Consider the following 22,122-nt stretch of genomic DNA (forward strand, 5'->3'; position numbering starts at 1 on the left):
GGTGTATCAGTCGACATCATTGGTAGTGAACCACCGCTATCGCGAGCAGGCTCACTCCTACAGGGGATCTCGGTGTTCAGCTGGCTTTGCGGTCGGCCATCACTTTCGGGTAAAAGCGTTTTATCGCCAGATCGGCGTTGTCGATCAAGGTCATGCACGCCCACACGCCACGGGTCGAATCCCGTGCGGCGATGGCGTCGGCCATGTCTTTATGGATCGGCAAGGTGCGACGCAGTTCATCGGGGTCGGCGGCGGAGACTTCGAACGACACCGCCAGCAACGCGCCGAGGGCCGGGACCATTTGTTCGATGAACTGATTATGGCTGGCGGCCAGGATGCATTCGTGGAAAGCCTGGTCGGCGCGGTTGTAATCGATGCCACTATCGACCGCACGCTCCAGCGCATTGAAGGCCAGTTGCACCGCTTCGATCTGCTCCGGGGTCGCCCGTTCACAGGCCCAGCGCACCGCCATCGGCTCAATGGTGCGACGCAAATCCAGCAAGTCATCGACGAAATTTTCCGGCAAGCCATTGCGCGACAGCCAACCTACGACTTGCGGATCGAACAGATTCCAGCGCCGCACCGGCAATACCCGCGTGCCGACTTTCGGCCCGACTTCGAGCATGCCTTTGGCGACGAGGGTTTTGATTGCTTCGCGAATCACCGTACGGCTGACACCGAGTTGCTCGCCCAGATCCGCTTCGACCTTGATGGTCTGCCCAGGTTTGACCTGGCCAGCGGCAATCCAGCTGCCCAGCCAGTCAACGGTCGACGCATGAAAGCTGCTGGACATGGACACCTCAAGGCGAATCGCGATGGGTGACTACGCTAATCATCATACGAATAACAGTCAACCGGGATTTTCCGCTGGAACACGAAACAGATGTAGGAGTGAGCCTGCTCGCGATAGCGGTGTACCAGTCAATGCAAATATCGACCGTCATACCGCCATCGCGAGCAGGCTCACTCCTACAGGGGATTTATTCAGGGTTCGAGACCGATGCGAAAGAACTCGCCGCCGCTCCACACGCCGAGCCAGCGCTGACCATCGATCTCGCGGCTCACCGCCAGTTCCACCAGCTGATAAAACACATTGCGGTGAATCAGCGCTTCCAGATTGCTGCGCACATGCACATAAGGCGCAGGCTCCTGGGTCTCAGGATCAATCTCGACGCGAATCGGATGCTCGGGTCCCGCCTCGGTGGTTTCCTCGACATTGGTAGTGAAGCGCAAAAGCTGCGTCTCGCCCTCGCCCTGCACTTCCACGGCAACCGCCACGAACGGCGCGTCATCGACCTTGATCCCGACCTTCTCGACCGGGGTGATCAGGAAATAATCATCGCCGTCGCGGCGGATGATGGTGGAGAACAGTTTGACCATCGGCTTGCGCCCGATCGGCGTGCCCAGGTAATACCAGGTGCCGTCGCGGGCGATGCGCATGTCGATGTCGCCGCAGAAATCCGGGTTCCACAAATGCACCGGTGGCAGGCCTTTGGTCTTGGGAATCTGTCCCAGCAGGTCATTGGCTGTTTGCGGGTCACTCATGGCGTACTCCTTGATTACTGGTCGCCGATCCCCAGCAGGCTGCGTGCGTACTGCGCCAGCGGCGGACCGATGAGGTCTTCGGGTTTGGAGTCATGGAACGTCAGTAAACCGCCACGACTCTTGATCCGTGCAGTATCAATCAAATACTGGGTGCTGGTCTCGATCAACATGATCTGAATCACGCCGCCGTCGATACCGAGGCGATCCACCGCTTCCTGATCCAGCCACTCGTCGGAGTTGCCGATGCGGTCGTCTGCCTTGGCGAAACGTGTGTAGAGCAGGTAATGCGCGCCGGCGTCGCGGGCTTCGCCCATTGCCTGGTCGAGGCCTTCCGGCGCACGGGCGCGGCGGACCATCGGGAAGTATTCGACGAAGCCCTTGAAGGCTTCTTCGGCGACCACGTTCGGCCGTGGATAGGAACCACCCGGCGGCGCGAATGCGCCCTGGGCGATGAAGATGAACGAGTCCGGCTGAATGCGGATATTGTTCACCCGGCGGCTGTCGCTATGGTCCAGAAGTCCCGCATCGCTCATGTGATAGCGAGTGCCTTCGGCCATGTCGCTGACATTCATGCAGCCGCCAAGCGCCAAAACGGCCAGCAGCAAAACCAGGCTACGCATCCTATTCCTCCAGAAGCCGGTGTCGGAAAACCGGCGAATGGCCGTTGGATGCAGCTTTTGCGCCAGCTCGGCTAATTCAGTCACAGAGGCATTCGCGAGCAGGCTCGCTCCCGCAGGGAAATGCATTTTCAAGGTGGGAGCGAGCTTGTTCGCGAAAGCGGTAGATCAGCCGCCAATAATCTTCATGACCGTAGCGCCGCCAGAGAACGCCACCTCCTGCTTGTCACCCAACGCTTTGACCAGCAAACGTTGCAGCGCTGGCAACGCCTGATGCCGCGGCTTGTCGAGCAAATCGCCGACGTAGTGACGGTTGCTCGACGACAGGCAGCCATGCAGCCAACCGGTCGACGACAGGCGCAAGCGCGAACAGGTGCGGCAGAACGGCACGCTTTCGTTGGCGATCACGCCGAAGGTGCCGCGACCGGGAATCGCGTAGCGTACGGCCGTGGCATCCACAGGCGCGTCGGTCTGGGCGTATTCATAACGTTCGCCGATCAGACCGAGCAACTGCTCAAGGCTGACGAACTGCTGCAGGAAGGCGTTCGAGTCTTTGGCCAGGTGGCCCATGCGCATCAACTCGATGAAGCGCAGTTCAAAGCCGCGTTCCAGACAATAATCGAGCAGCGGCATGACCTGATCGAGGTTCTGCCCGCGCAACGGCACCATGTTGACCTTGATCTTCATCCCGGCGGCGGCAGCCTGATCCATGCCGTCGAGCACGCTGGCCAGATCGCCGCCACGAGCGATGCTGCGAAAAGCAGCGGCATCAAGAGTATCGAGGGAAACGTTGATTCGACGCAGACCGGCATCCACCAGCAGCGGCAGTTTTTTCGCAAGAAGTTGACCGTTGGTGGTCAGGCTGATGTCGTCGAGGCCCATCTGGCCGACGGCAGTCATGAACGATTCGAGCTTGGGGCTGACCAGCGGCTCGCCGCCGGTGATACGCAGGCGCTCGATGCCGGCCGCCTCGATCAGGTATTCGACGCCCCGCGCCATGGCTTCGGCCGACAGTTCATCCTGCGCAGCGACCAACCGCTTGCCGTTGGGCACGCAGTAGGTACAGGCATAGTTGCAGGCAGAGGTCAGGCTGATGCGCAGATTGCGAAAACGCCTGCCTTGACGGTCAACGATCATGAAACACTCCGGCGAAAGAAAGTCGAGCGCGCAAAACTTGACTGAGAAATCAGGTTTTAGCAAGCCCTATGCCTGAGTATATTCCTGCGCTACTGCGCCATGTAGCGAAAACATGGCGCAATCAGATCGCTGAATGGCTCAAGTGCTCGGCGTTTCCGGGTCGCGCTTGCGCTTGTTGCCCATGCGCACGCCGATGTCCATCAGGAACTGGAAGAAGCCTTCCTGATCTTCCAGCACATTGCTCCAGAACGGCGAGTGATACAGCGCCACCGCGCCGTGTACCAACGCCCAGGATGCGCAGTAGTGGAAGTACGGCGGCACGTCTTCGAGCTTGCCTTCGCTGATGCGACCCTTGATCAGCAGGGTCAGGCGTTCGAAGTTCGAGGCACGGATCTTGTGCAGTTCCTCGACCATCTCCGGCACCTGATTGCCCTTGACCACTTTCTCTTCGAGGCGGTCAAACAGGCGATAGCGCTGCGGGTCGCGCATGCGGAATTCGAAGTAGGCGCGGGACAGCGCTTCCTTGTCCTTGTCGACATCGGCCGAATGCAGCAACTCGTTCAGATCGCGCTCGTAATCGAGCATCAGGCGCAAGTAGATCTCGGCCTTGGATTTGAAGTGCTTGTAGATCGTGCCTTTGCCGATACCCACGGCATCAGCAATCATCTCCACGGTGACACTGTCTTCACCCTGGTCGAGGAACAGCTTGAGCGCGGTATCGAGAATTTCCTGCTCGCGGCGACGAAATTCACGGACCTTACGAGGTTCTTTATGCATAAGAAAAAGGTCTGAAGGGTCAAAATTCGAAGCCGCGTATTATGCCTAACTTGCACAAAAAAGCACGGTTCATCGACCAAATCTGTGTTTCTTGTTCATTTCGAGAACGATTTGAGCGCAATGAGAACTCAACTGAAGCAAACGTATTCCAAATTTGTTTAAAAACCCTGACCGGCTCACTGGACTGAACGCCAGACTGATCAATACTTGAACTGTCGGCCGACATCTCCCCCAAGTGTCGCGCCGGTAAAGGTACCAACGGACCGCGTGCCTTTGTTTTACTCCTAATGGTCTTAACCCGGATTCACCCCCCAGAACCCGGGTTTTTTTTGCCTGCGATTTGCTCAGCCGTCACAGGGCAGATTTAACACTCGCCAGCGGGAACAGACGCTTGAAATTTTCTGTGGTCTGCTCGGCAAAGCGCTCGTAGTTCTCACCACGCAGCATCGCCAGAAACTCCGCCACTTCGCGCACGTACTGCGGCAGGTTCGGCTTGCCACGATAAGGAATCGGCGCCAGATACGGCGAATCGGTTTCCACCAGCAGGCGATCGGCCGGCACTTTGCTCGCCACATCGCGCAGCGCGTCGGCGTTGCGGAACGTGACGATGCCTGACAGGGAAATGTAATAGCCCATGTCCAGCGCCGCTTTGGCCATGTCCCAGTCTTCGGTGAAACAATGCAACACACCGGCTTGGGGCAACGCCGCTTCGCGCAGCAGTTCGAGGGTGTCGGCACGCGCGCCGCGAGTGTGGATGATCACCGGCTTACCGGTCTGCTGCGCCGCCTGGAGATGCAGGCGAAACGACTCCTGCTGCAATTCGGCGGCTTCCGGCTCGTAGTGATAGTCGAGGCCGGTCTCGCCGATTGCCACCACTTTCGGGTGGTTGAGTTCGTGCAACAACCAGTCAAGCGCCGGTGCCGCGCCTGGCTGCACATCCAGCGGATGCACGCCCACCGAGCAGTCGACGTCGGCATAACGCTCGGCGAGGGCTTTGACGTCGGCGGCGTTGTCGGCACTGACGCCGATGCACAGAAAATGTCCGACCCCGCGCTCACGGGCCGCAGCAAGTGCGGCATCCAGCGAGCCGTCATGGGCGGCGAGGTCGAGGCGATCAAGGTGACAATGGGAATCTACGAGCATAAAAAAGACTGCAACTTACATCGTATGAGTGGGACGGTCGGATTTAAGCGCTCCGGCCAGGTGAGTTTCGATGCGACTGCGCGCGGTGTCGTCACCGTCGTTGAATTGCACGCCGACGCCGGCGGCGCGATTGCCTTGTGCGCCTTTGGGAGTGATCCAGGCGACCTTGCCGGCGACCGGAATCTTTTCCGCTTCATCCATCAGGTGCAAAAGCATGAACACCTCGTCGCCCAACCTGTAGCTTTTGTTGGTCGGGATGAACAGACCACCGTTCTTGATGAACGGCATATACGCGGCGTAAAGCACCGACTTGTCCTTGATGGTCAGGGACAGGATGCCGTTACGCGGCCCCGGGCTGACAGGTTCAATCATGTTCACCTCCACTGCTGATCTTCAGAGTCTAGGTACACATTCTTATCTTTGACCAGGCAATCCCACCCATTGCACCAACAACGCTTCCAGCAACAGCGCCGGATTGAGGTTGGCCTTGCTCAGGACTTTCTGCCGTTGGGCGAGAATCCAGTCCTGAATCTCCAGCACTTTGCCCTGCGCGCTTTTCTGCGCCAGATATTGCACAACCTTGCGCATATCGGCCAGGCCAAGGCCGGCTTCGTCCTGGGTCAACTGATAGCGCAGGATCAGGCTCGACCAGTCGCAGAACCAGTCGAACAGACGCAGCATCGGAATGCTTTTCCACTCTTCCGCCAGCTGCGTCGGCGATTGCTGCCCTTTGAGCAACTTCTTCACGCCTTCGACCACTAGCGCGCGCTGTTCGCGCACGCCCTGGGCTTGCAGGCTGACCGCCATCAGCGGCGAGCCGGCGGCGAGCGTCAGCAGTTCGACGCGTTCTTCTTCGGCGCAATCCGGCAGCGCCTGAGCCAGCCACTCCAGGCTCATCGCCTCACCCGGCAGCGGGCAGGCCTGCTGCACGCAACGGCTCTTGATGGTCGGCAACAAACGGCTCGGCTGATGGCTGACCAACAGCAGCACGGTATCCCCTGAGGGCTCTTCGAGGCTTTTCAGCAAGGCGTTGGCAGCGTTGATGTTCATCGACTCGACCGGCTCGATCAGCACCACTTTGCGCCCGCCGAGCTGTGCGGTCTGCACGACGAAACTGACAAGATCACGAACCTGATCGACCTTGATCGCCTTGTCCGCTTCTTCCGGCTCCAGAATGTAATTGTCCGGGTGACTGCCGGCCTTGAGCAGCAAGCAGGATTTGCACTCGCCACACGCCTCGGGCGTCGACCGCTGGCACAGCAGGCTGGCCATCAGACGTTCGGCCAGGGCACGTTTGCCGATTCCGGCCGGGCCGTGCAGCAGATACGCGTGGGCGTGCTGACTGCGTCCGGCCAGTTGCTGCCAGAGGTTGTCCTGCCATGGATAGGCCTCAGCCACGGGCCAGCTCCAGCAGATTCGGCAGCAAAGTGTCCAGCGATTGCTGGACCTTGGTCAATGGCTGACCGGCATCGATGCGCACATAGCGCGAAGGGTCGGCTTCGGCGCGTTTCAGGAACGCATTGCGCACGCTTTCGAAAAACCCCCGCCCTTCCAGTTCGAAACGGTCCAGTCGACCACGGGCACTGGCACGGGCCAGACCGATTTCCACGGGCAGATCGAAAATCAGCGTCAGATCGGGACGCAAGTCGCCCTGCACGAAAGTCTCCAGAGTGGCGATGCGCTCCAGCGACAAACCCCGACCGCCGCCCTGATAGGCGTACGTCGAATCGGTGAAGCGATCACACAGCACCACGGCGCCACGGGCCAGCGCCGGGCGAATCACCTCTGCCAGATGTTGCGCGCGTGCGGCGAATACCAGCAACAACTCGGCGTCCGGGTGCATCACTTCGTCGGCCGGTGTCAGCAACACCTCGCGAATCCGCTCGGCCAGTGGCGTGCCACCCGGCTCACGGGTGAGCACCACTTCGATACCGGCGGCGCGCAGGCGCTCGGCGAGGTATTCGCGATTGGTGCTCTTGCCCGCGCCTTCCGGGCCTTCCAGGGTAATAAACAAGCCAGTCACAGGCAGTCCTTCATCAAAGTCATTGCGCGTTTTGCGGTGCAGCGGCGTCCGGTTCTTGGGCTGGCGCCGGATCTTGCGGCGGCGCTTTCGATGGCACTTCGGGCAGCGCCTCGGGCGCAGTGTTCGGCGAAGCGGCCGGAATCGCCTCATCGGTGGCCGGCGCCGTTTCGGACGCGTTCACTGGCGCCGGGCTGGAACGGTAATCGGCACGGCGTTTGAGCTGGTACTCGCGCACTGCGTTGTTGTGCGCATCCAGATCATCGGAAAACACATGGCTGCCATCGCCACGGGCGACGAAATACAGGCTGCTGCCTTCTACCGGATTGAGCGCAGCATGAATCGCTTCGCGTCCGACCATCGCAATCGGCGTCGGCGGCAAGCCGGGAATCACGTACGTGTTGTAAGGCGTCGGTTCTTTCAAATGCGCGCGGGTCAGTTTGCCGGTGTAGCGATCACCGAGGCCATAAATCACCGTCGGGTCGGTCTGCAACTGCATACCCAGCGCCATCCGCCGCACAAAGACGCCGGCGATCTGGCCGCGTTCCTGCGGTACGCCGGTTTCCTTCTCGACCAGTGAAGCCATGATCAGCGCTTGATAGGGTTCGGTGTAAGGCACATCGGCGGAACGCTGCGCCCACTCTTTGGCAAGCACTTCGTCGAGGCGGTCAAAGGCCTTCTTCAGGAGCTCGGCATCGGACATGCCGCGCACGAACCGATAGGTGTCCGGGAAGAACCGGCCTTCAGGGAACAAGCCCTTGTGGCCAATCCTGGCCATGACGTCGCCGTCGCTCAGACCGTTGAGGGTCTGCTCGAGCTTGTCGTCCTTGGCCAGGGCGGCCCGCACTTGATGGAAAGTCCAGCCTTCGACCAGAGTCAGGCTGTACTGAACCACGTCGCCGCGCTTCCACGAATCGATCAGACCGTTGACGGTCATGCCCGGCTGCATGCGGTACTCGCCGCTGTGAATCGGCGTGCCGGCGAGGTTGAAGCGCCAGTAGACGCGCAGCCAGAACGCGTCCTTGATGACGCCATCGGTCTCGAGTTCAAGGAAGGTACGGGTCGGAGTGGAGCCTTTCGGCACATCCAGCAGTTGCTCCTGCGGGATGTTCAGGGGCTGTTCCAGTGCCGAATGAATTTTCCAGGCGCTGGCGCCCAACAGCAGCCCTGCCAGAACCAGTCCGGTTTCCAGCAGCAGCAAAAGTTTACGTCTCACGAATCAAGCATCCAGTAGCGCGCGGGCAATGGTTTGCAGTTTACGGGTGAGCGGGCCAACCGGCCAGCTCAGTGCAGCACAGGCGCGTACCGGCCAGACGCCATAAACGCTGTTGCAGACAAACACTTCATCAGCCCATTGCAGGTGATCGAGGCTGATATCGGCGATTTGCGCAGGGATGGCCAGTGACTCGGCCTGAAACAATATTTCCGCGCGCATCACACCAGCGACGCCGCAGCGCTTCAAGTCGGGCGTGATCAGACCACCGTCGCGCACCAGGAAAATATTGCTGAACACGCCTTCGACGACGCGCCCGGCCTGATCGAGCATCAAGCCTTCGGCATGCTCGCTGTCCTGCCACTCGGCGCGGGCAAGCACCTGTTCGAGTCGATTCAGATGTTTGAGTCCGGCCAACAACGGCTGCGTGGACAAGCGGGTGTTGCAGGGAAAGAGGCGGATGCCGTGTTCGGCGTGGGCAGCGGGATAAGCCGCCGGCGGATTGCCTTGCAGAATGCGTCGGCCCTGTGCCGCAGGGTCGGGTGCATAACCGCGCAGACCGTCACCGCGAGTGAGGATGAGCTTGAGCACGCCCTCGCCCATCGCAGCCGCATAGCTAAGCAGCTCGTGGCGAATCAGCTCGATATCGGTCGAGATGGCCAGACGCATACAGCCCTCGGCCAGACGCGTCAGGTGCCGATCCAGCAGGATCGGCCGACCGCTGTGCACGGCAATGGTCTCGAACAGACCATCGCCGTAAGCCAGGCCGCGATCTTTCAGCGACAGCGCGTCAGCCGGTTGACCGTCGACCCAGCTCTCCATCAGCCCGCGAACCGGCGGAACGCCAGAGTGCCGTTGGTGCCGCCAAAACCGAAGGAGTTGGACAGCACGACATCGATGTCCATGTTGCGCGCGGTGTGCGCGACGAAATCGAGATCGCAGCCTTCGTCAGGCTCATCAAGGTTGATGGTCGGCGGTGCCACCTGGCTGTTGATTGCCAGCACGCTGAAGATCGCCTCGACGGCGCCCGCTGCACCCAGCAGGTGTCCGGTCATCGACTTGGTCGAGCTGACCGCCAGCTTGTAGGCGTGATCGCCGAACACCGACTTGATCGCGTTGGCTTCGGCAAGGTCGCCGGCCGGGGTCGAAGTGCCGTGAGCGTTGATGTACTGCACCTGATCGACATTGATCTTCGCATCGCGCAGGGCATTGGTGATGCAGCGCGCGGCACCGGCGCCGTCGGCGGGTGGCGAGGTCATGTGGAACGCATCGCCACTGGTGCCGAAACCGATCAGCTCGGCGTAGATCGTCGCGCCGCGCGCCTTGGCGTGTTCGAGTTCTTCAAGAACCAGCGCACCGGCGCCGTCGGACAGGACGAAGCCATCACGGCCCTTGTCCCATGGACGACTGGCGCGGGTCGGCTCGTCGTTGCGGGTCGACAGCGCACGGGACGCGCCGAAGCCGCCCATGCCCAGGCCGCAAGCGGCCATTTCCGCACCGCCGGCAATCATCACGTCGGCTTCGTCATACATGATGTTGCGCGCGGCCATGCCGATACAGTGCGTACCGGTGGTGCACGCGGTGGCGATAGCGTAGTTGGGTCCCTGTGCGCCCAGATGGATCGACAGGAAACCGGAAATCATATTGATGATCGAGCCAGGCACAAAGAATGGCGAGATTCGCCGAGGACCGGTCTCGTGCAGGGTGCGACTGGTTTCTTCGATGTTGGTCAGACCGCCGATACCCGAACCCATGGCCACGCCAATGCGCTCACGGTTGGCGTCGGTGACTTCCAGACCGGCGTTGCGCACGGCTTGAAAACCTGCGGCGAGGCCGTACTGAATGAACAGGTCGAGCTTGCGCGCTTCCTTGACCGACAGGTACTCCTCGACATTGAAGCCTTTGACCGAACCGCCAAAGCGGGTCGAATAGGCAGAAAGGTCGGTGTGTTCGATCAGACCAATGCCACTGCGGCCAGCCAGAATGCCCTGCCAACTGCTCGGCACATCCGTGCCCAGTGGCGACAACATACCCATACCGGTGACTACGACGCGTCTACGCGACACAGCACTCTCCTTTTTCAAATGACGACTTTGCATCAGGCCTAAAGAAAAAACCGCACGCCATGATGGCAGTGCGGTTTTTCCATGACAGCAAGCAACGATTACAAACTATTACGCCTGGTGGCTGGTAACGTAGTCGATTGCAGCTTGTACAGTAGTGATCTTTTCAGCTTCTTCGTCAGGGATTTCGGTCTCGAATTCCTCTTCCAGAGCCATCACCAGCTCAACGGTGTCAAGGGAGTCGGCACCCAGGTCTTCTACGAAGGAAGCGGTGTTGACCACTTCTTCTTCTTTAACACCCAGTTGCTCGGCAACGATTTTCTTGACGCGCTCTTCGATGGTGCTCATACCTTGTTTTCACTCCTAATGGACAAATTCAGGCAGCTGGCCAGTGGGTAAGTGTATAGAAAGACTTTTCAGCTTTTCAACTGAAAGCTTCACTCCTCAAACCCTGCGGCCCTCTGCCTATAAATAGATTGCAGCTTTATAACGGATTTTAGACAGCTCGTATGACATTTTTTTGAAGCAATCCGTCACATTTTACTTACATGTACATCCCACCGTTCACCGGGATTGTAGCCCCGGTAACGTATGCCGCACCGTCGGATGCAAGAAAAGCGACCACGGACGCGATCTCTTGAGCTTGTCCCAGACGACCCAGCGGAATCTGCGTCTGCAAGGCTTCACGCTGTGCTTCAGGCAGCTCGCGGGTCATATCGGTGTCGATGAACCCTGGGGTTACCGAGTTGACCGTAATCGAACGCGAACCGACTTCACGCGCCATCGCCCGGCTGAAACCTTCCAGACCGGCCTTGGCGGCTGCATAGTTTACTTGGCCGGCGTTGCCCATGGCACCCACCACCGAGCCAATACTGATAATTCGACCCCAACGTGCCTTGGTCATGCCGCGCAGAACGCCCTTGGACAGGCGATACAGACTGTTCAGGTTGGTATCGATCACGTCGTACCATTCGTCGTCTTTCATGCGCATCATCAGGTTATCGCGGGTGATACCGGCATTATTGACCAGAATCGCCACCGGCGCACCGAACTGTTCCTGAATGCCCGCCAGCACGGCGCTGACCGACTCGTCGCTGGTGACGTTGAGTTCGAAACCGGCACCCTGAATGCCGTTTTCCTTCAGGGTCGCAGCAATGCGCTCGGCGCCCGACGCGGAGGTCGCGGTGCCAACAACGATGGCGCCCTGACGACCCAGTTCCAGTGCGATGGCCTGGCCGATACCGCGGCTTGCACCGGTGACCAGTGCAACTTTACCTTGCAGACTCATGCAAGTTTCTCCTGATTCAGGCCTGCGCTGCACGAGCGGCAGCGAAGGCGTCTGGGGTATTGAGATTGGAAGTCGAAACGCCTTCGGCGCAACGTTTGTTGAGGCCGGCCAGGACTTTGCCCGGGCCGCATTCGACCAGATTCGTGGCGCCCTTGCCCGCCAGGGTCTGCACCGATTCAACCCAGCGCACTGGCTTGTAGAGTTGTTCCAACAGATCACGCTTGAGGGTTTCCAGATCGGCCGGCACTTGTGCGCTGACGTTCTGGACGACCGGGATCTGCGGCGCCTGCCAGTCGATGGCAGCGATCGACTCAGCGAAGCGCTCGGCAGCCGGACGCATCAGTTCACAGTGCGATGGCACGCTCACCGGCAACGGCATGGCGCGTTTGGCACCACGGGCCTTGCAGCCTTCGATGGCGCGCTCGACGGCTGCCTTGGCGCCGGCGATCACCACTTGGCCTGGCGAGTTGAAGTTCACCGCGCTGACGACTTCGCCTTGCGCCGCTTCGGCGCAGGCTGCCAGCACATCGGCATCTTCCAGACCGAGAATCGCGGCCATGCCGCCCTGCCTGGCCGGCACCGCTTCCTGCATCAACTGGCCACGGCGCTCGACAAGCTTGACCGCGTCAGCCAGGGTCAGGCTGCCGGCGGCGACCAAGGCACTGTATTCACCCAGGCTATGACCGGCGACGAATGCCGGACGCGCGCCACCTTCAGCCAGCCACAGACGCCACAGGGCGATCGATGCGGTCAGAATGGCCGGCTGGGTTTTATCAGTTTGATTGAGCAGCTCTTCCGGGCCCTGCTGGGTCAATGCCCACAGGTCATAGCCCAGCGCAGCAGAGGCTTCTTGAAATGTTTCGAGGATCAGCGGATGTTGCGCGCCCAGCTCGGCCAGCATGCCGAGGGACTGCGAACCCTGTCCTGGAAAGACGAATGCGAGGGAAGCAGACATGTAACAAGCCCCTAATGATCTTGTCGTCGGAAAATAACGTCCCGCTCGGGACGGGAGAAACTGACAGTTTGGATGGCCCTTTGAACCGGGCGGTCACATTTAAGCATTGTCCGACGAAAACGCCTAAGACAACAGATCCTCCAGACGACCGTGGAGGCGCTCGGGCAGGTTCTCCTGAATCTCGATCAGCGCCCGCTGAATCGCACTCTGAAAGCCCTGCACCCCGGCCGATCCGTGACTTTTCACGACGATGCCCTGCAAGCCGAGAAAGCTTGCGCCATTATGTCGCGCCGGGGCCAGATCGGCCTGCAGACGCTTCATCAACGGCATCGCGAGCGCACCTACAGCGCGAGAAGCCAGGTTTTTCTTGAACAGAGCCTCGATGCGCGCCGCAATCATCGTCGCCAGCCCCTCGCTGGATTTGAGCAGAATATTGCCGACGAAACCGTCACAGACCACCACATCGGCCTCGCCGCGATACAAGCCGTCGCCTTCGATGAAGCCGATGTAGTTGATCCCGCGCGCAGCCTGCAACAGCGTCGCCGCCAGTTTGACCTGCTGATTGCCCTTGATGTCTTCGGTGCCGATGTTCAGCAGCGCCACACGCGGACGGGCAATCCCCAAGGTCTGCGCAGCCACCGAACCCATCACAGCGAACTGCAGCAGGTGCTCGGCACTGCAATCGACGTTGGCGCCAAGATCGAGCAACTGGCAATAACCGGTCTGCGTCGGAATCGCCGCCACCATGGCCGGACGATCAATGCCGGGCAGCGTCTTCAGGACAAAACGCGACAACGCCATCAACGCGCCGGTATTGCCGGCACTGACACAGGCCTGCACCTTGCCATCGCGGAGCAATTCGAGGGCGACACGCATCGACGAATCCGGCTTGCCACGCAGGGCCTGGGCAGGTTTTTCGTCCATGGTGATGACTTCGCTGGCCGGAACAATCGTCAGGCGCGCGCGATCGGCAGCCGACTGGCCGTGGATCAGTTCTTCAAGAAGGGAGGGTTGACCGACGAGGGTCAGGTGCAACGAGGGCGTAGCAGACAGGCAAGCGAGACTGGCCTGAACAATGCTGCGGGGACCGAAGTCCCCGCCCATTGCGTCAATCGCGATGACTTGAGCGGACAAGTGATTACTCGTCAGCGCCCTTGTCGATCACTTTACGGCCACGGTATACGCCTTCTGGCGATACGTGGTGACGCAGGTGAACTTCACCGGTGGTTTTTTCTACAGACAGGGTGCTAGCCTCGAGAGCGTCGTGCGAACGGCGCATGTCACGGGCAGAGCGGGATTTTTTGTTCTGCTGAACAGCCATAATTGATTAACTCCTAAACGTTTGGGTCACGCTTTAACTGCGCCAATACACTGAACGGGTTGGACCGCGTTACCTCGTCCTCGCTCGGTTCGGGCTCATCTGCTCCCGCCGGCTGCTGGCATTCTTCCGGATGATGAGCAGGCACAATGGGCAAGGCGAGCAGAAGCTCCTCCTCGATCAGTGACTGCAGATCCAATGGATCTTCGCCCAGTTCCAGCACGTCATAACCTTTCGGCAACGACTGGGTATTCGCACCCTCCTTCACCACCGCGTAACTGCATTCGCTGTGGATCGGCAGGGTGACCAGCTCAAGACAACGCTGGCAAACCATTTTGACTTCGGTGTCGATAAAGCTGTGGATGACCACAGACTTACGTTCATCTCGTTCAAAAACGAATTTGGCCTGCACCGTACCGACATCGTCGGAAAGCGGGTCGCAGAGTCTCTTCAAATCGGCCAGCAGCAGTTCACCTTGAAGGGTGGTGCCACGGTCAGCCAATTTGCGCGGGTCAACGTGAGGTGGAATCGGGTCATTCAACATAGGCGCAGCATTATAGGGATGCACCCACCCATGTCAAAGGAAATTGTGCCCTGTCCGTCACTTGCGTGCCTCCGCTAGAATCCGCACCTGCCTCAGGAGACGTCCATGCTGCCTTTATTACTCGCTTCAAGCTCGACTTATCGCCGCCAATTGCTCGCCCGCCTGCACCTGCCGTTCGTCTGCAGCTCGCCGGACATCGATGAAAGTCATCGCCCGGGCGAGTCCGCGCTCGACCTGGTCAAACGTCTCGCCGAGGAAAAAGCCCGGGCCTTGGCGGACAGCCACCCTGCTCACCTGATCATTGGCTCGGATCAGGTCGCCGTCCTCGGCGAACAGATCATCGGCAAGCCGCACACCTTCGAAAAGGCCCGCGATCAGCTGATGGCCGCCAGCGGCGCGAGCGTGACCTTCCTCACCGGCCTGGCGCTGTTCAACAGCCAGACCGGGCAATGCCAGGTCGACTGCGTGCCGTTCACCGTGCACATGCGCCAGCTGGATCAGGCGCGCATCGAACGCTATCTGCGCATTGAGCAGCCGTACGACTGCGCCGGCAGCTTCAAGGCCGAAGGCTTGGGTGTAAGCCTGTTTCAATCGACCGAAGGTCCGGACGCCACCAGCCTGATCGGCCTGCCGCTGATTCGTCTGATTGATATGATGCTGGCCGAAGGTGTGCAAATCCCTTAAAAGCAAAAGATCGCAGCCTTCGGCAGCTCCTACAGAATCGGCGTCACCGCAAAAAAAGCGAGTGAACATTAATCCTGTAAGAGCTGCCGCAGGCTGCGATCTTTTGATCTACCGGCAATTTACCGCAACGAAGGCCCGTGGAAACCCATCCACATCGCCAATTGCTCCGCCACGCTGGCACCAAGCTTCTTCGAGAAACGATCGAACGGCGACTCCTGCACAGTGAAGTCCACCAGTTCCTTCTCGCCAATCACATCACGCGCCACCGAACTGGCACTGCCCAGGCCGTCGATCAGGCCCAGCGGCAGCGCCTGCTCACCCGACCAGACCAGCCCGGAAAACAGCTCCGGATGCTCTTTGTCTTTCAGGCGTTCACCACGCCCCTGCTTGACGCTGTTGATGAACTGCTTGTGCGTAGTGTCGAGCACGCCTTGCCAGAACGCGGTTTCTTCAGGCTTTTGCGGCTGGAACGGATCGAGAAACGCCTTGTGCTCGCCGGAGGTGTAAGTACGACGCTCAACACCCAGCTTTTCCATGGTGCCGACGAAACCGTAACCCGCCGCTGTCACGCCGATCGAACCCACCAGACTGGCCTTGTCGGCGTAAATCTGGTCCGCCGCGCTGGCGATGTAGTAAGCACCGGAGGCACCTAGATCGGAAATCACTGCGTAAAGCTTGATCTCCGGGTGCAGAGCACGCAGACGCTTGATCTCGTCGTAGACATAACCCGACTGCACCGGACTGCCGCCCGGGCTGTTGATGCGCAGGATCACGCCCTTGACCTTTTTGTCTTCGAACGCCGCGCGCAGGCTGCCCACGATATTGTCGGCGCTGGCTGGCTCCTTGTCGGCGATTACGCCGTCGATCTCGATCAACGCCGTGTAGTTCGGCCCGCGCGTGGCGCTTTTTTCCATGTCCATCAGCGGCGTGAAGAGCAGCAGCGCAATAAACAGATAAACAAACGTCAGCAGTTTGAAGAAAATCCCCCAGCGCCGCGAACGGCGTTGTTCCTGCACGCCAGCCAGCAGAGTTTTTTCCAACAGCTTCCAGCTCTTCGCGTCACCGTCGTCGGCACTTGCCTTGGCCGGTGCTTTCCATTCGTCGGTCATGCCATCTACCCCAGCAAAAACGTATTAAGCCCGCTGACCCAGCCAGGCATGCAATTCAGAAAAACGGTCGATCGACAGCCGCGGCTCGAACTGTTGCAGGGACTCGATCGATTGCGCGCCATAACTGACCGCCACCGAATCCATTCCCGCATTGCGCGCCATCAGCAGATCGAACGACGAATCACCGACCATCAACGCCTGCTCCGGGCGCACGCCGCAGTGGCTGACGATCTGCTCAAGCATCAGAGGGTGCGGCTTGCTGGCAGTTTCATCGGCGGCACGGGTGATATCGAAATAATCTTCCCAGCCATTGGCCTTGAGCACGCGATCCAGTCCGCGCCGGTTTTTGCCGGTCGCCACCGCCAGGTGATAGCCCTGCTCGCGAAACGACGCCATCGACTCGACCACGCCTTCGAACAGCGGCGAAGGCACGGCCTCGGCAGCGATGTAGTGATCGGCGTAGTACTCGCGAAAAGCGAGCAGTTCTGCGTCGCTGATTTCGGGGTACAGGGTGCGAATCGCTTCCGGCAATCCGAGGCCGATGATGCCTTTTACGGCGAAGTCATCGCGCAGCTCGAAACCGGAACGGCCGGACGCCGAATGCATGGCCTCGACGATCCGGTGAATGGAATCGGCGAGGGTGCCGTCCCAATCGAAAATCAGCAGTTTGTAATCAGATGGGCGCACTCAATCGCTCCACGGTCTTGGCCCACATTTCGTCAACCGGTGCTTGCAGGGTCAGCTTGCCGCCATCGGGCAGCGGCACAGTCAGCATGTAGGCGTGCAGGAACAAGCGCTTGCCACCCAGATCGCGGATTTCCCTGGTGAAATCGTCGTCGCCGTACTTGCTGTCGCCGGCGATGCAATGCCCGGCGTGCAGGGTGTGCACACGAATCTGGTGGGTACGCCCGGTAACCGGTTTGGCCTCGACCATGGTGGCAAAATCGCCGAAGCGGCGCAGCACCTTGAACACGGTCAGAGCCTCCTTGCCTTCATCGTTGACTTCAACCATGCGCTCGCCGGAACGCAGATTGCTCTTGAGCAATGGCGCACGGACTTGCTTGATCGATGTTGCCCAGTTGCCGCGAACCAGTGCCATGTAGCGCTTGTCGACGCCATCGCCGCGCAGTTGCTCGTGCAAGTGGCGCAACATGCTGCGCTTTTTGGCGATCATCAGCAGGCCGGAGGTGTCACGGTCGAGACGGTGAACCAGTTCCAGCTCCTTGGCATCGGGACGCAACTGACGAAAGGCTTCGATCACCCCGAAATTCAGCCCGCTGCCGCCGTGAACCGCAATGCCGGCGGGCTTGTTGATCACGATCAGGGCTTTGTCTTCGTAGACAATCGACGCTTCCAGCCGCTGCAGCAGCCCCTGGGCCAGGGGCACCGGCTCGTCGCGCTCAGGCACGCGAACCGGCGGCACGCGCACGATATCGCCGGCCTGGAGCTTGTATTCGGGCTTGATCCGACCTTTGTTAACGCGCACTTCGCCTTTGCGCAAAATGCGGTAAATCAAGGTCTTGGGCACGCCTTTGAGCCGGGCGAGGAGAAAGTTGTCGATTCGTTGGCCGGCATACTCCGGCGAGACTTCAAGCAGTTGAACGCCTGGAGTCGAAGGGGCAGTAGTTGTCATGCCGCGGATGATAACAATTTTTATGGAATTGAAGCACTTAATCATTGCTGCTATAGTCGCGAACGCCGCCAAAAGCGGCCTGGACAGCGGAACCACGGTCAAAGACCGGCCCTGACCAACGCAATTCACCAGGGCGCGAGGCCGTCCTACGGGGCTTTCGCTACGTAACGGTGGAGTTTGCGGTTGTAACGAGCGCAGGTGACATGAGGCCTGAATTACACCGCCGAGCAGAGTTCTCACTCGCCCGGCAGGCAACATTCGAGGCCAGTTCACAAAGTGCAGTCGACTGCGAATGACCCCGAGCGAATGTTTCGGAAACATCGCCTGAATTAGCCATGATGCGTGACCTCCCCTTTCGGAGCTCACGGTAAATGCCAACCCGCTGCGGATTCTGCGCGCGGCAGCACCCGAATTATCAGGGATACGTGTAGGGTGGAGATGCACAACCGCCGGACTGTGTAGCAACAAGCTTTGATCAAGACGCTTCATCTCGTCCACAGCCGCTGGTTGATTCCTCCTCCTGACTGAGTGCTTAAGTAGCCACAGCAAGCAGGACGCGTACGTCGCGGTATCGGCCCAATTGGCCGAACATCGCTGGACACGGGAATGGCCAACCACTCCCGACGCACCTGACACCGACCGTGAGAAGTCGTGTGTGCCGAACGCCGTTTCCGGCAGCCCGGAAACCGACGGTACTACATGAAAAGAATGCTGATTAACGCAACTCAACCCGAAGAGTTGCGTGTTGCACTGGTAGATGGCCAGCGCCTCTACGACCTGGACATCGAATCCGGTGCACGCGAGCAGAAGAAGGCCAACATCTATAAAGGCCGCATCACTCGCATCGAACCAAGCCTTGAGGCTGCCTTTGTCGATTTCGGCTCCGAGCGCCACGGCTTCCTGCCCCTCAAAGAAATCTCCCGCGAATACTTCAAGAAAGCCCCCGAAGGCCGCGTCAACATCAAGGACGTCCTGAGCGAAGGCCAGGAAGTCATCGTTCAGGTCGAGAAAGAAGAACGTGGCAACAAGGGCGCCGCCCTGACCACCTTCATCAGCCTCGCCGGTCGTTACCTCGTGCTGATGCCGAACAACCCGCGTGCCGGCGGCATCTCCCGTCGCATCGAAGGCGAAGAGCGCAACGAACTGCGTGAAGCGCTGAACGGTCTGGTCGCTCCGGCCGACATGGGTCTGATCGTGCGCACTGCCGGCCTGGGCCGCAGCAGCGAAGAAATGCAGTGGGACCTCGACTACCTGCTGCAACTGTGGACCGCCATCAAAGAGGCTTCGCTGGATCGCTCCGCGCCATTCCTGATCTACCAGGAAAGCAACGTGATCATCCGCGCCATCCGCGATTACCTGCGCCAGGACATCGGCGAAGTGCTGATCGACAGCGTTGAAGCCCAGGACGAAGCCCTGACCTTCATCCGCCAGGTGATGCCGCAGTACGCCAGCAAGATCAAGCTGTACGAAGACAGCGTGCCGCTGTTCAACCGTTTCCAGATCGAAAGCCAGATTGAGACCGCGTTCCAGCGCGTCGTCGAACTGCCTTCCGGCGGCTCCATCGTCATCGATCCGACCGAAGCCCTGGTGTCCATCGACATCAACTCGGCGCGCGCCACCAAAGGCAGCGACATCGAAGAAACCGCCCTGCAGACCAACCTTGAAGCCGCCGAAGAAATCGCCCGTCAGTTGCGCCTGCGCGACATCGGCGGCCTGATCGTCATCGACTTCATCGACATGACCCCGGCCAAGAACCAGCGCGCCGTGGAAGAAAAAGTCCGTGAATGCCTGGAAGCCGACCGCGCCCGTGTGCAGATCGGTCGCATCTCGCGCTTCGGCCTGCTGGAAATGTCCCGTCAGCGCCTGCGTCCTTCGCTGGGCGAAAGCAGTGGCATCGTCTGCCCGCGTTGCAACGGCACCGGCATCATCCGTGACGTTGAATCGCTGTCGCTGGCCATCCTGCGTCTGATCGAAGAAGAAGCCCTGAAGGACCGCACCGCCGAAGTTCGCGCGCAAGTGCCGATCCCGGTCGCCGCGTTCCTGCTCAACGAAAAACGCAACTCGATCACCAAGATCGAACTGCGCACCCGTGCCCGCATCGTCATTCTGCCGAACGATCACCTCGAAACGCCGCACTTCGAAGTTCAGCGTCTGCGTGATGACAGCCCGGAAGCCGCAACCAACCAGTCCAGCTACGAAATCGCTGCGGCAGCTGCCGAAGTCGAAGAAGTCCAGCCAGCCGCTGCCACCCGTACCCTGGTTCGCCAGGAAGCTGCGGTGAAGACTGCGCCGGCCCGCGCCAACGCGCCGGTGCCGACGGAAGTTGCCCCTGCCGCCCCTGCTCCGGCACCGGTTGCCGCGCCTGAGCCGAGCCTGTTCAAAGGTCTGGTGAAGTCGCTGGTCAGCCTGTTCGCCACCAAGGAAGAGCCAGCCGCACCGGTCGCCGTTGCGAAACCGGCTGCCACCGAGCGTCCAGCGCGTAACGAAGAGCGTCGCAACGGTCGTCAGCAGAGCCGCAACCGTAACGGTCGCCGCGATGAAGAACGCAAGCCGCGCGAAGAACGTGCTCCACGTGAAGAGCGTGCGCCGCGCGAACCGCGTGAAGAGCGTCAGCCACGTGAAGTCCGTGAGCCCCGTGAAGCTCGCAGCGAAGCACCGGTTGCCCGCGAAGAGCGCGCACCACGTGCCCCGCGTGAAGAACGTGCACCGCGCGCACCGCGTGAAGATCGCAAGCCGCGTGGCGAGCGTGAAGAACGCGTACGTGAACTGCGTGAGCCACTGGACGCCGCGCCAGTCGCAGCCGCAGCCACCGCTGCCGTGTCGGCTGAAGAGCGTCCGGCCCGTCAGCCACGCGAGGAACGCGCTCCGCGTCCGCCGCGTGAAGAACGTCAACCGCGCGCCGAACAAGCCGCTGCTGCCGTCGCTGAAGAAGAAGTGAACACCAATAACGAAGAGCAACTGCCGGAAGACGGTCAGGACAGCGCCGAAGGCGATCGTCCACGTCGTCGCTCCCGTGGTCAGCGTCGTCGCAGCAACCGTCGCGAGCGTCAGCGTGATGCCAACGGCAACGTGATCGAAGGTTCGGAAGAGTCCGAGTCCGCTGAAAACGCTGGTGAGCCAAGCACTGCCGATCTGGCCGCTGGCCTGGCCGTCACCGCCGCCGTTGCCAGCAGCACCATCAGCGCGCCGGCTGAAGCCCAGGCCCACGAGCAGGCTGAACGCGCCACCGCCGCCACACTGGAAACTGCTCCAGTCGAAGCGCCGGTTGTCGAAGCCACCACCCCTGTGGAAGTGACCGCTGCACCGGAAATCGAAGTGGCCCCGGTTCGCGAAGCCCAACCTCAGGCTGAAGCGGCGGCTGAACCAGAAGCTACCGTTGAAGCGCCAGCTGCCGTCACTGAGCCAGCGGTGGAAACCGTCACTGAAGACGTCACCAAAACCGTGCGTGAAGTTCGCGAAGAGCAGACTGCGTTCAACTGGGTTGCCGAGCCAGCCGTCACCGAAGCGCCAGCGCCAGTCGCTGAAGTCGAAGTGCCGCAGGCCATGGTTTCCGAGCCAGTAGTTGCAGCGGCCGAACCGGCTCCAGAGCCAGCGGTTGAAGCACCAGCTGTCGAAGCACCGATTGCGAAAGCTCAGGTTGAAGAAGCACCAGCCGTAGTCGAAGCGCCTGCCCCGGTAGTTGAAGCACCGGCTCCGGTCAGCGCCCTGACGCCAAACGGTCGCGCGCCAAACGACCCGCGTGAAGTGCGTCGTCGCAAGCGTGAAGCCGAGCGTCTGCAGAAGGAAGCCGAACTGGCTGCCGCTGCGGCGCCAGTGGCTGCCGAACCAGCCGCTGCGGCTGAAGTGGTCGAGGCAGCCCCTGCCCCGGTCGCTGAAGAAGCATCGGTTGAAGCGGTGATCGCTGAAGCACCACGCTCCGTTCAGGACGCGGTCGAGCAGCGCGAAGAAGCCCAGGAAAAACAGCACGAGCCTAAACCACTCGTGTAATTCCTGAAGCGATTAAAAAGCCCCGCCAGGTGAAAGCCTGGCGGGGCTTTTTATTGACTGCGATTCAGGCCGCACCGATGTTCATTGTA

Annotated in this window: 23 protein-coding genes; 2 read left to right on the forward strand and 21 right to left on the reverse strand. The window is 60.3% G+C overall.

Features of this window, described 5'->3' with window-relative positions; genetic code table 11:
- Nucleotides 1-76 precede the first annotated feature (76 nt).
- The 18 genes from DCO47_RS17055 to DCO47_RS17140 form a co-directional block, all read right to left on the reverse strand.
- The gene (locus tag DCO47_RS17055) at nucleotides 77-793 is read right to left on the reverse strand and encodes a FadR/GntR family transcriptional regulator (RefSeq protein WP_039760144.1); all 717 of its coding nucleotides are present in this window, start codon (nucleotides 791-793) and stop codon (nucleotides 77-79) included.
- A gap of 191 nt (nucleotides 794-984) precedes the next feature.
- On the reverse strand, nucleotides 985-1,545 hold the full coding sequence (locus DCO47_RS17060) for a DUF1285 domain-containing protein (RefSeq protein ID WP_065616830.1): 561 nt from the start codon (nucleotides 1,543-1,545) through the stop codon (nucleotides 985-987).
- A 14-nt stretch (nucleotides 1,546-1,559) separates the two neighbouring features.
- Nucleotides 1,560-2,165: a DUF4823 domain-containing protein gene (locus DCO47_RS17065; protein ID WP_024013915.1), complete on the reverse strand. Its 606-nt coding sequence runs from the start codon at nucleotides 2,163-2,165 to the stop codon at nucleotides 1,560-1,562.
- A 165-nt stretch (nucleotides 2,166-2,330) separates the two neighbouring features.
- The gene (locus DCO47_RS17070; protein WP_041479439.1) at nucleotides 2,331-3,299 is read right to left on the reverse strand and encodes a GTP 3',8-cyclase MoaA; all 969 of its coding nucleotides are present in this window, start codon (nucleotides 3,297-3,299) and stop codon (nucleotides 2,331-2,333) included.
- A 138-nt stretch (nucleotides 3,300-3,437) separates the two neighbouring features.
- Nucleotides 3,438-4,076: a TetR/AcrR family transcriptional regulator gene (locus DCO47_RS17075; RefSeq protein WP_016770981.1), complete on the reverse strand. Its 639-nt coding sequence runs from the start codon at nucleotides 4,074-4,076 to the stop codon at nucleotides 3,438-3,440.
- 351 nt (nucleotides 4,077-4,427) lie between these two features.
- On the reverse strand, nucleotides 4,428-5,219 hold the full coding sequence (locus DCO47_RS17080; protein ID WP_116658525.1) for a TatD family hydrolase: 792 nt from the start codon (nucleotides 5,217-5,219) through the stop codon (nucleotides 4,428-4,430).
- A gap of 15 nt (nucleotides 5,220-5,234) precedes the next feature.
- On the reverse strand, nucleotides 5,235-5,591 hold the full coding sequence (locus DCO47_RS17085) for a PilZ domain-containing protein (RefSeq protein WP_016770983.1): 357 nt from the start codon (nucleotides 5,589-5,591) through the stop codon (nucleotides 5,235-5,237).
- A 42-nt stretch (nucleotides 5,592-5,633) separates the two neighbouring features.
- Entirely contained in the window at nucleotides 5,634-6,617 is a 984-nt protein-coding gene (locus tag DCO47_RS17090) for a DNA polymerase III subunit delta' (protein ID WP_065616828.1), read from the reverse strand.
- Nucleotides 6,610-7,242 carry a dTMP kinase gene (gene tmk, locus DCO47_RS17095; protein ID WP_116658526.1) on the reverse strand — a complete coding sequence of 211 codons (633 nt, stop codon included), beginning with the start codon at nucleotides 7,240-7,242 and terminating at the stop codon, nucleotides 6,610-6,612. Before tmk ends, DCO47_RS17090 begins: the two co-directional genes overlap by 8 nt.
- A 19-nt stretch (nucleotides 7,243-7,261) precedes the next feature.
- Nucleotides 7,262-8,455 carry an endolytic transglycosylase MltG gene (gene mltG, locus DCO47_RS17100; protein WP_116658527.1) on the reverse strand — a complete coding sequence of 398 codons (1,194 nt, stop codon included), beginning with the start codon at nucleotides 8,453-8,455 and terminating at the stop codon, nucleotides 7,262-7,264.
- A gap of 3 nt (nucleotides 8,456-8,458) precedes the next feature.
- Nucleotides 8,459-9,274, reverse strand: a complete 816-nt coding sequence (gene pabC, locus DCO47_RS17105; RefSeq protein WP_116658528.1) for an aminodeoxychorismate lyase — start codon at nucleotides 9,272-9,274, stop codon at nucleotides 8,459-8,461.
- Nucleotides 9,274-10,518, reverse strand: coding sequence for a beta-ketoacyl-ACP synthase II (gene fabF / locus DCO47_RS17110; RefSeq protein WP_038860467.1), 1,245 nt, complete (start codon nucleotides 10,516-10,518; stop codon nucleotides 9,274-9,276). Before fabF ends, pabC begins: the two co-directional genes overlap by 1 nt.
- A 108-nt stretch (nucleotides 10,519-10,626) precedes the next feature.
- Nucleotides 10,627-10,863, reverse strand: a complete 237-nt coding sequence (gene acpP / locus DCO47_RS17115; RefSeq protein WP_003175607.1) for an acyl carrier protein — start codon at nucleotides 10,861-10,863, stop codon at nucleotides 10,627-10,629.
- Nucleotides 10,864-11,059: 196 nt separating this feature from the next.
- Nucleotides 11,060-11,803 carry a 3-oxoacyl-ACP reductase FabG gene (gene fabG / locus DCO47_RS17120; protein ID WP_016770989.1) on the reverse strand — a complete coding sequence of 248 codons (744 nt, stop codon included), beginning with the start codon at nucleotides 11,801-11,803 and terminating at the stop codon, nucleotides 11,060-11,062.
- Between the two features lie 16 nt (nucleotides 11,804-11,819).
- On the reverse strand, nucleotides 11,820-12,758 hold the full coding sequence (gene fabD / locus DCO47_RS17125) for an ACP S-malonyltransferase (protein ID WP_116658529.1): 939 nt from the start codon (nucleotides 12,756-12,758) through the stop codon (nucleotides 11,820-11,822).
- Between the two features lie 123 nt (nucleotides 12,759-12,881).
- Nucleotides 12,882-13,892: a phosphate acyltransferase PlsX gene (plsX, locus tag DCO47_RS17130; RefSeq protein ID WP_083201964.1), complete on the reverse strand. Its 1,011-nt coding sequence runs from the start codon at nucleotides 13,890-13,892 to the stop codon at nucleotides 12,882-12,884.
- Between the two features lie 4 nt (nucleotides 13,893-13,896).
- Nucleotides 13,897-14,079 carry a 50S ribosomal protein L32 gene (gene rpmF, locus DCO47_RS17135; RefSeq protein ID WP_003179396.1) on the reverse strand — a complete coding sequence of 61 codons (183 nt, stop codon included), beginning with the start codon at nucleotides 14,077-14,079 and terminating at the stop codon, nucleotides 13,897-13,899.
- Nucleotides 14,080-14,092: 13 nt separating this feature from the next.
- Nucleotides 14,093-14,620: a YceD family protein gene (locus DCO47_RS17140; protein ID WP_003204262.1), complete on the reverse strand. Its 528-nt coding sequence runs from the start codon at nucleotides 14,618-14,620 to the stop codon at nucleotides 14,093-14,095.
- A 105-nt stretch (nucleotides 14,621-14,725) separates the two neighbouring features.
- Here DCO47_RS17140 and DCO47_RS17145 point away from each other — a divergent pair, with 105 nt between their 5' ends.
- Nucleotides 14,726-15,304 (forward strand): nucleoside triphosphate pyrophosphatase, encoded by a 579-nt coding sequence (locus tag DCO47_RS17145; protein WP_116658530.1) that lies wholly within the window; start codon nucleotides 14,726-14,728, stop codon nucleotides 15,302-15,304.
- 119 nt (nucleotides 15,305-15,423) lie between these two features.
- Here DCO47_RS17145 and sppA read toward each other — a convergent pair whose 3' ends face one another.
- Genes sppA through rluC form a run of 3 tightly spaced genes read right to left on the reverse strand, consistent with a single transcriptional unit; the run spans nucleotide 15,424 to nucleotide 18,046 of the window.
- The gene (gene sppA, locus DCO47_RS17150; protein WP_042610699.1) at nucleotides 15,424-16,413 is read right to left on the reverse strand and encodes a signal peptide peptidase SppA; all 990 of its coding nucleotides are present in this window, start codon (nucleotides 16,411-16,413) and stop codon (nucleotides 15,424-15,426) included.
- Between the two features lie 24 nt (nucleotides 16,414-16,437).
- Nucleotides 16,438-17,100 carry an HAD-IA family hydrolase gene (locus DCO47_RS17155; RefSeq protein WP_083352208.1) on the reverse strand — a complete coding sequence of 221 codons (663 nt, stop codon included), beginning with the start codon at nucleotides 17,098-17,100 and terminating at the stop codon, nucleotides 16,438-16,440.
- Complete coding sequence (rluC, locus tag DCO47_RS17160) at nucleotides 17,087-18,046, reverse strand: 23S rRNA pseudouridine(955/2504/2580) synthase RluC (protein WP_064361456.1); 960 nt, start codon at nucleotides 18,044-18,046, stop codon at nucleotides 17,087-17,089. The genes DCO47_RS17155 and rluC overlap by 14 nt, the downstream gene beginning before the upstream one ends.
- Before the next feature lie 699 nt (nucleotides 18,047-18,745).
- Here rluC and rne point away from each other — a divergent pair.
- Nucleotides 18,746-22,033 (forward strand): ribonuclease E, encoded by a 3,288-nt coding sequence (gene rne / locus DCO47_RS17170; RefSeq protein ID WP_116658531.1) that lies wholly within the window; start codon nucleotides 18,746-18,748, stop codon nucleotides 22,031-22,033.
- Nucleotides 22,034-22,122: the final 89 nt, after the last annotated feature.

It is taken from the genome of Pseudomonas sp. NDM, assembly GCF_003105095.1.
In the GTDB taxonomy this organism is placed as follows: domain Bacteria; phylum Pseudomonadota; class Gammaproteobacteria; order Pseudomonadales; family Pseudomonadaceae; genus Aquipseudomonas; species Aquipseudomonas moraviensis_A.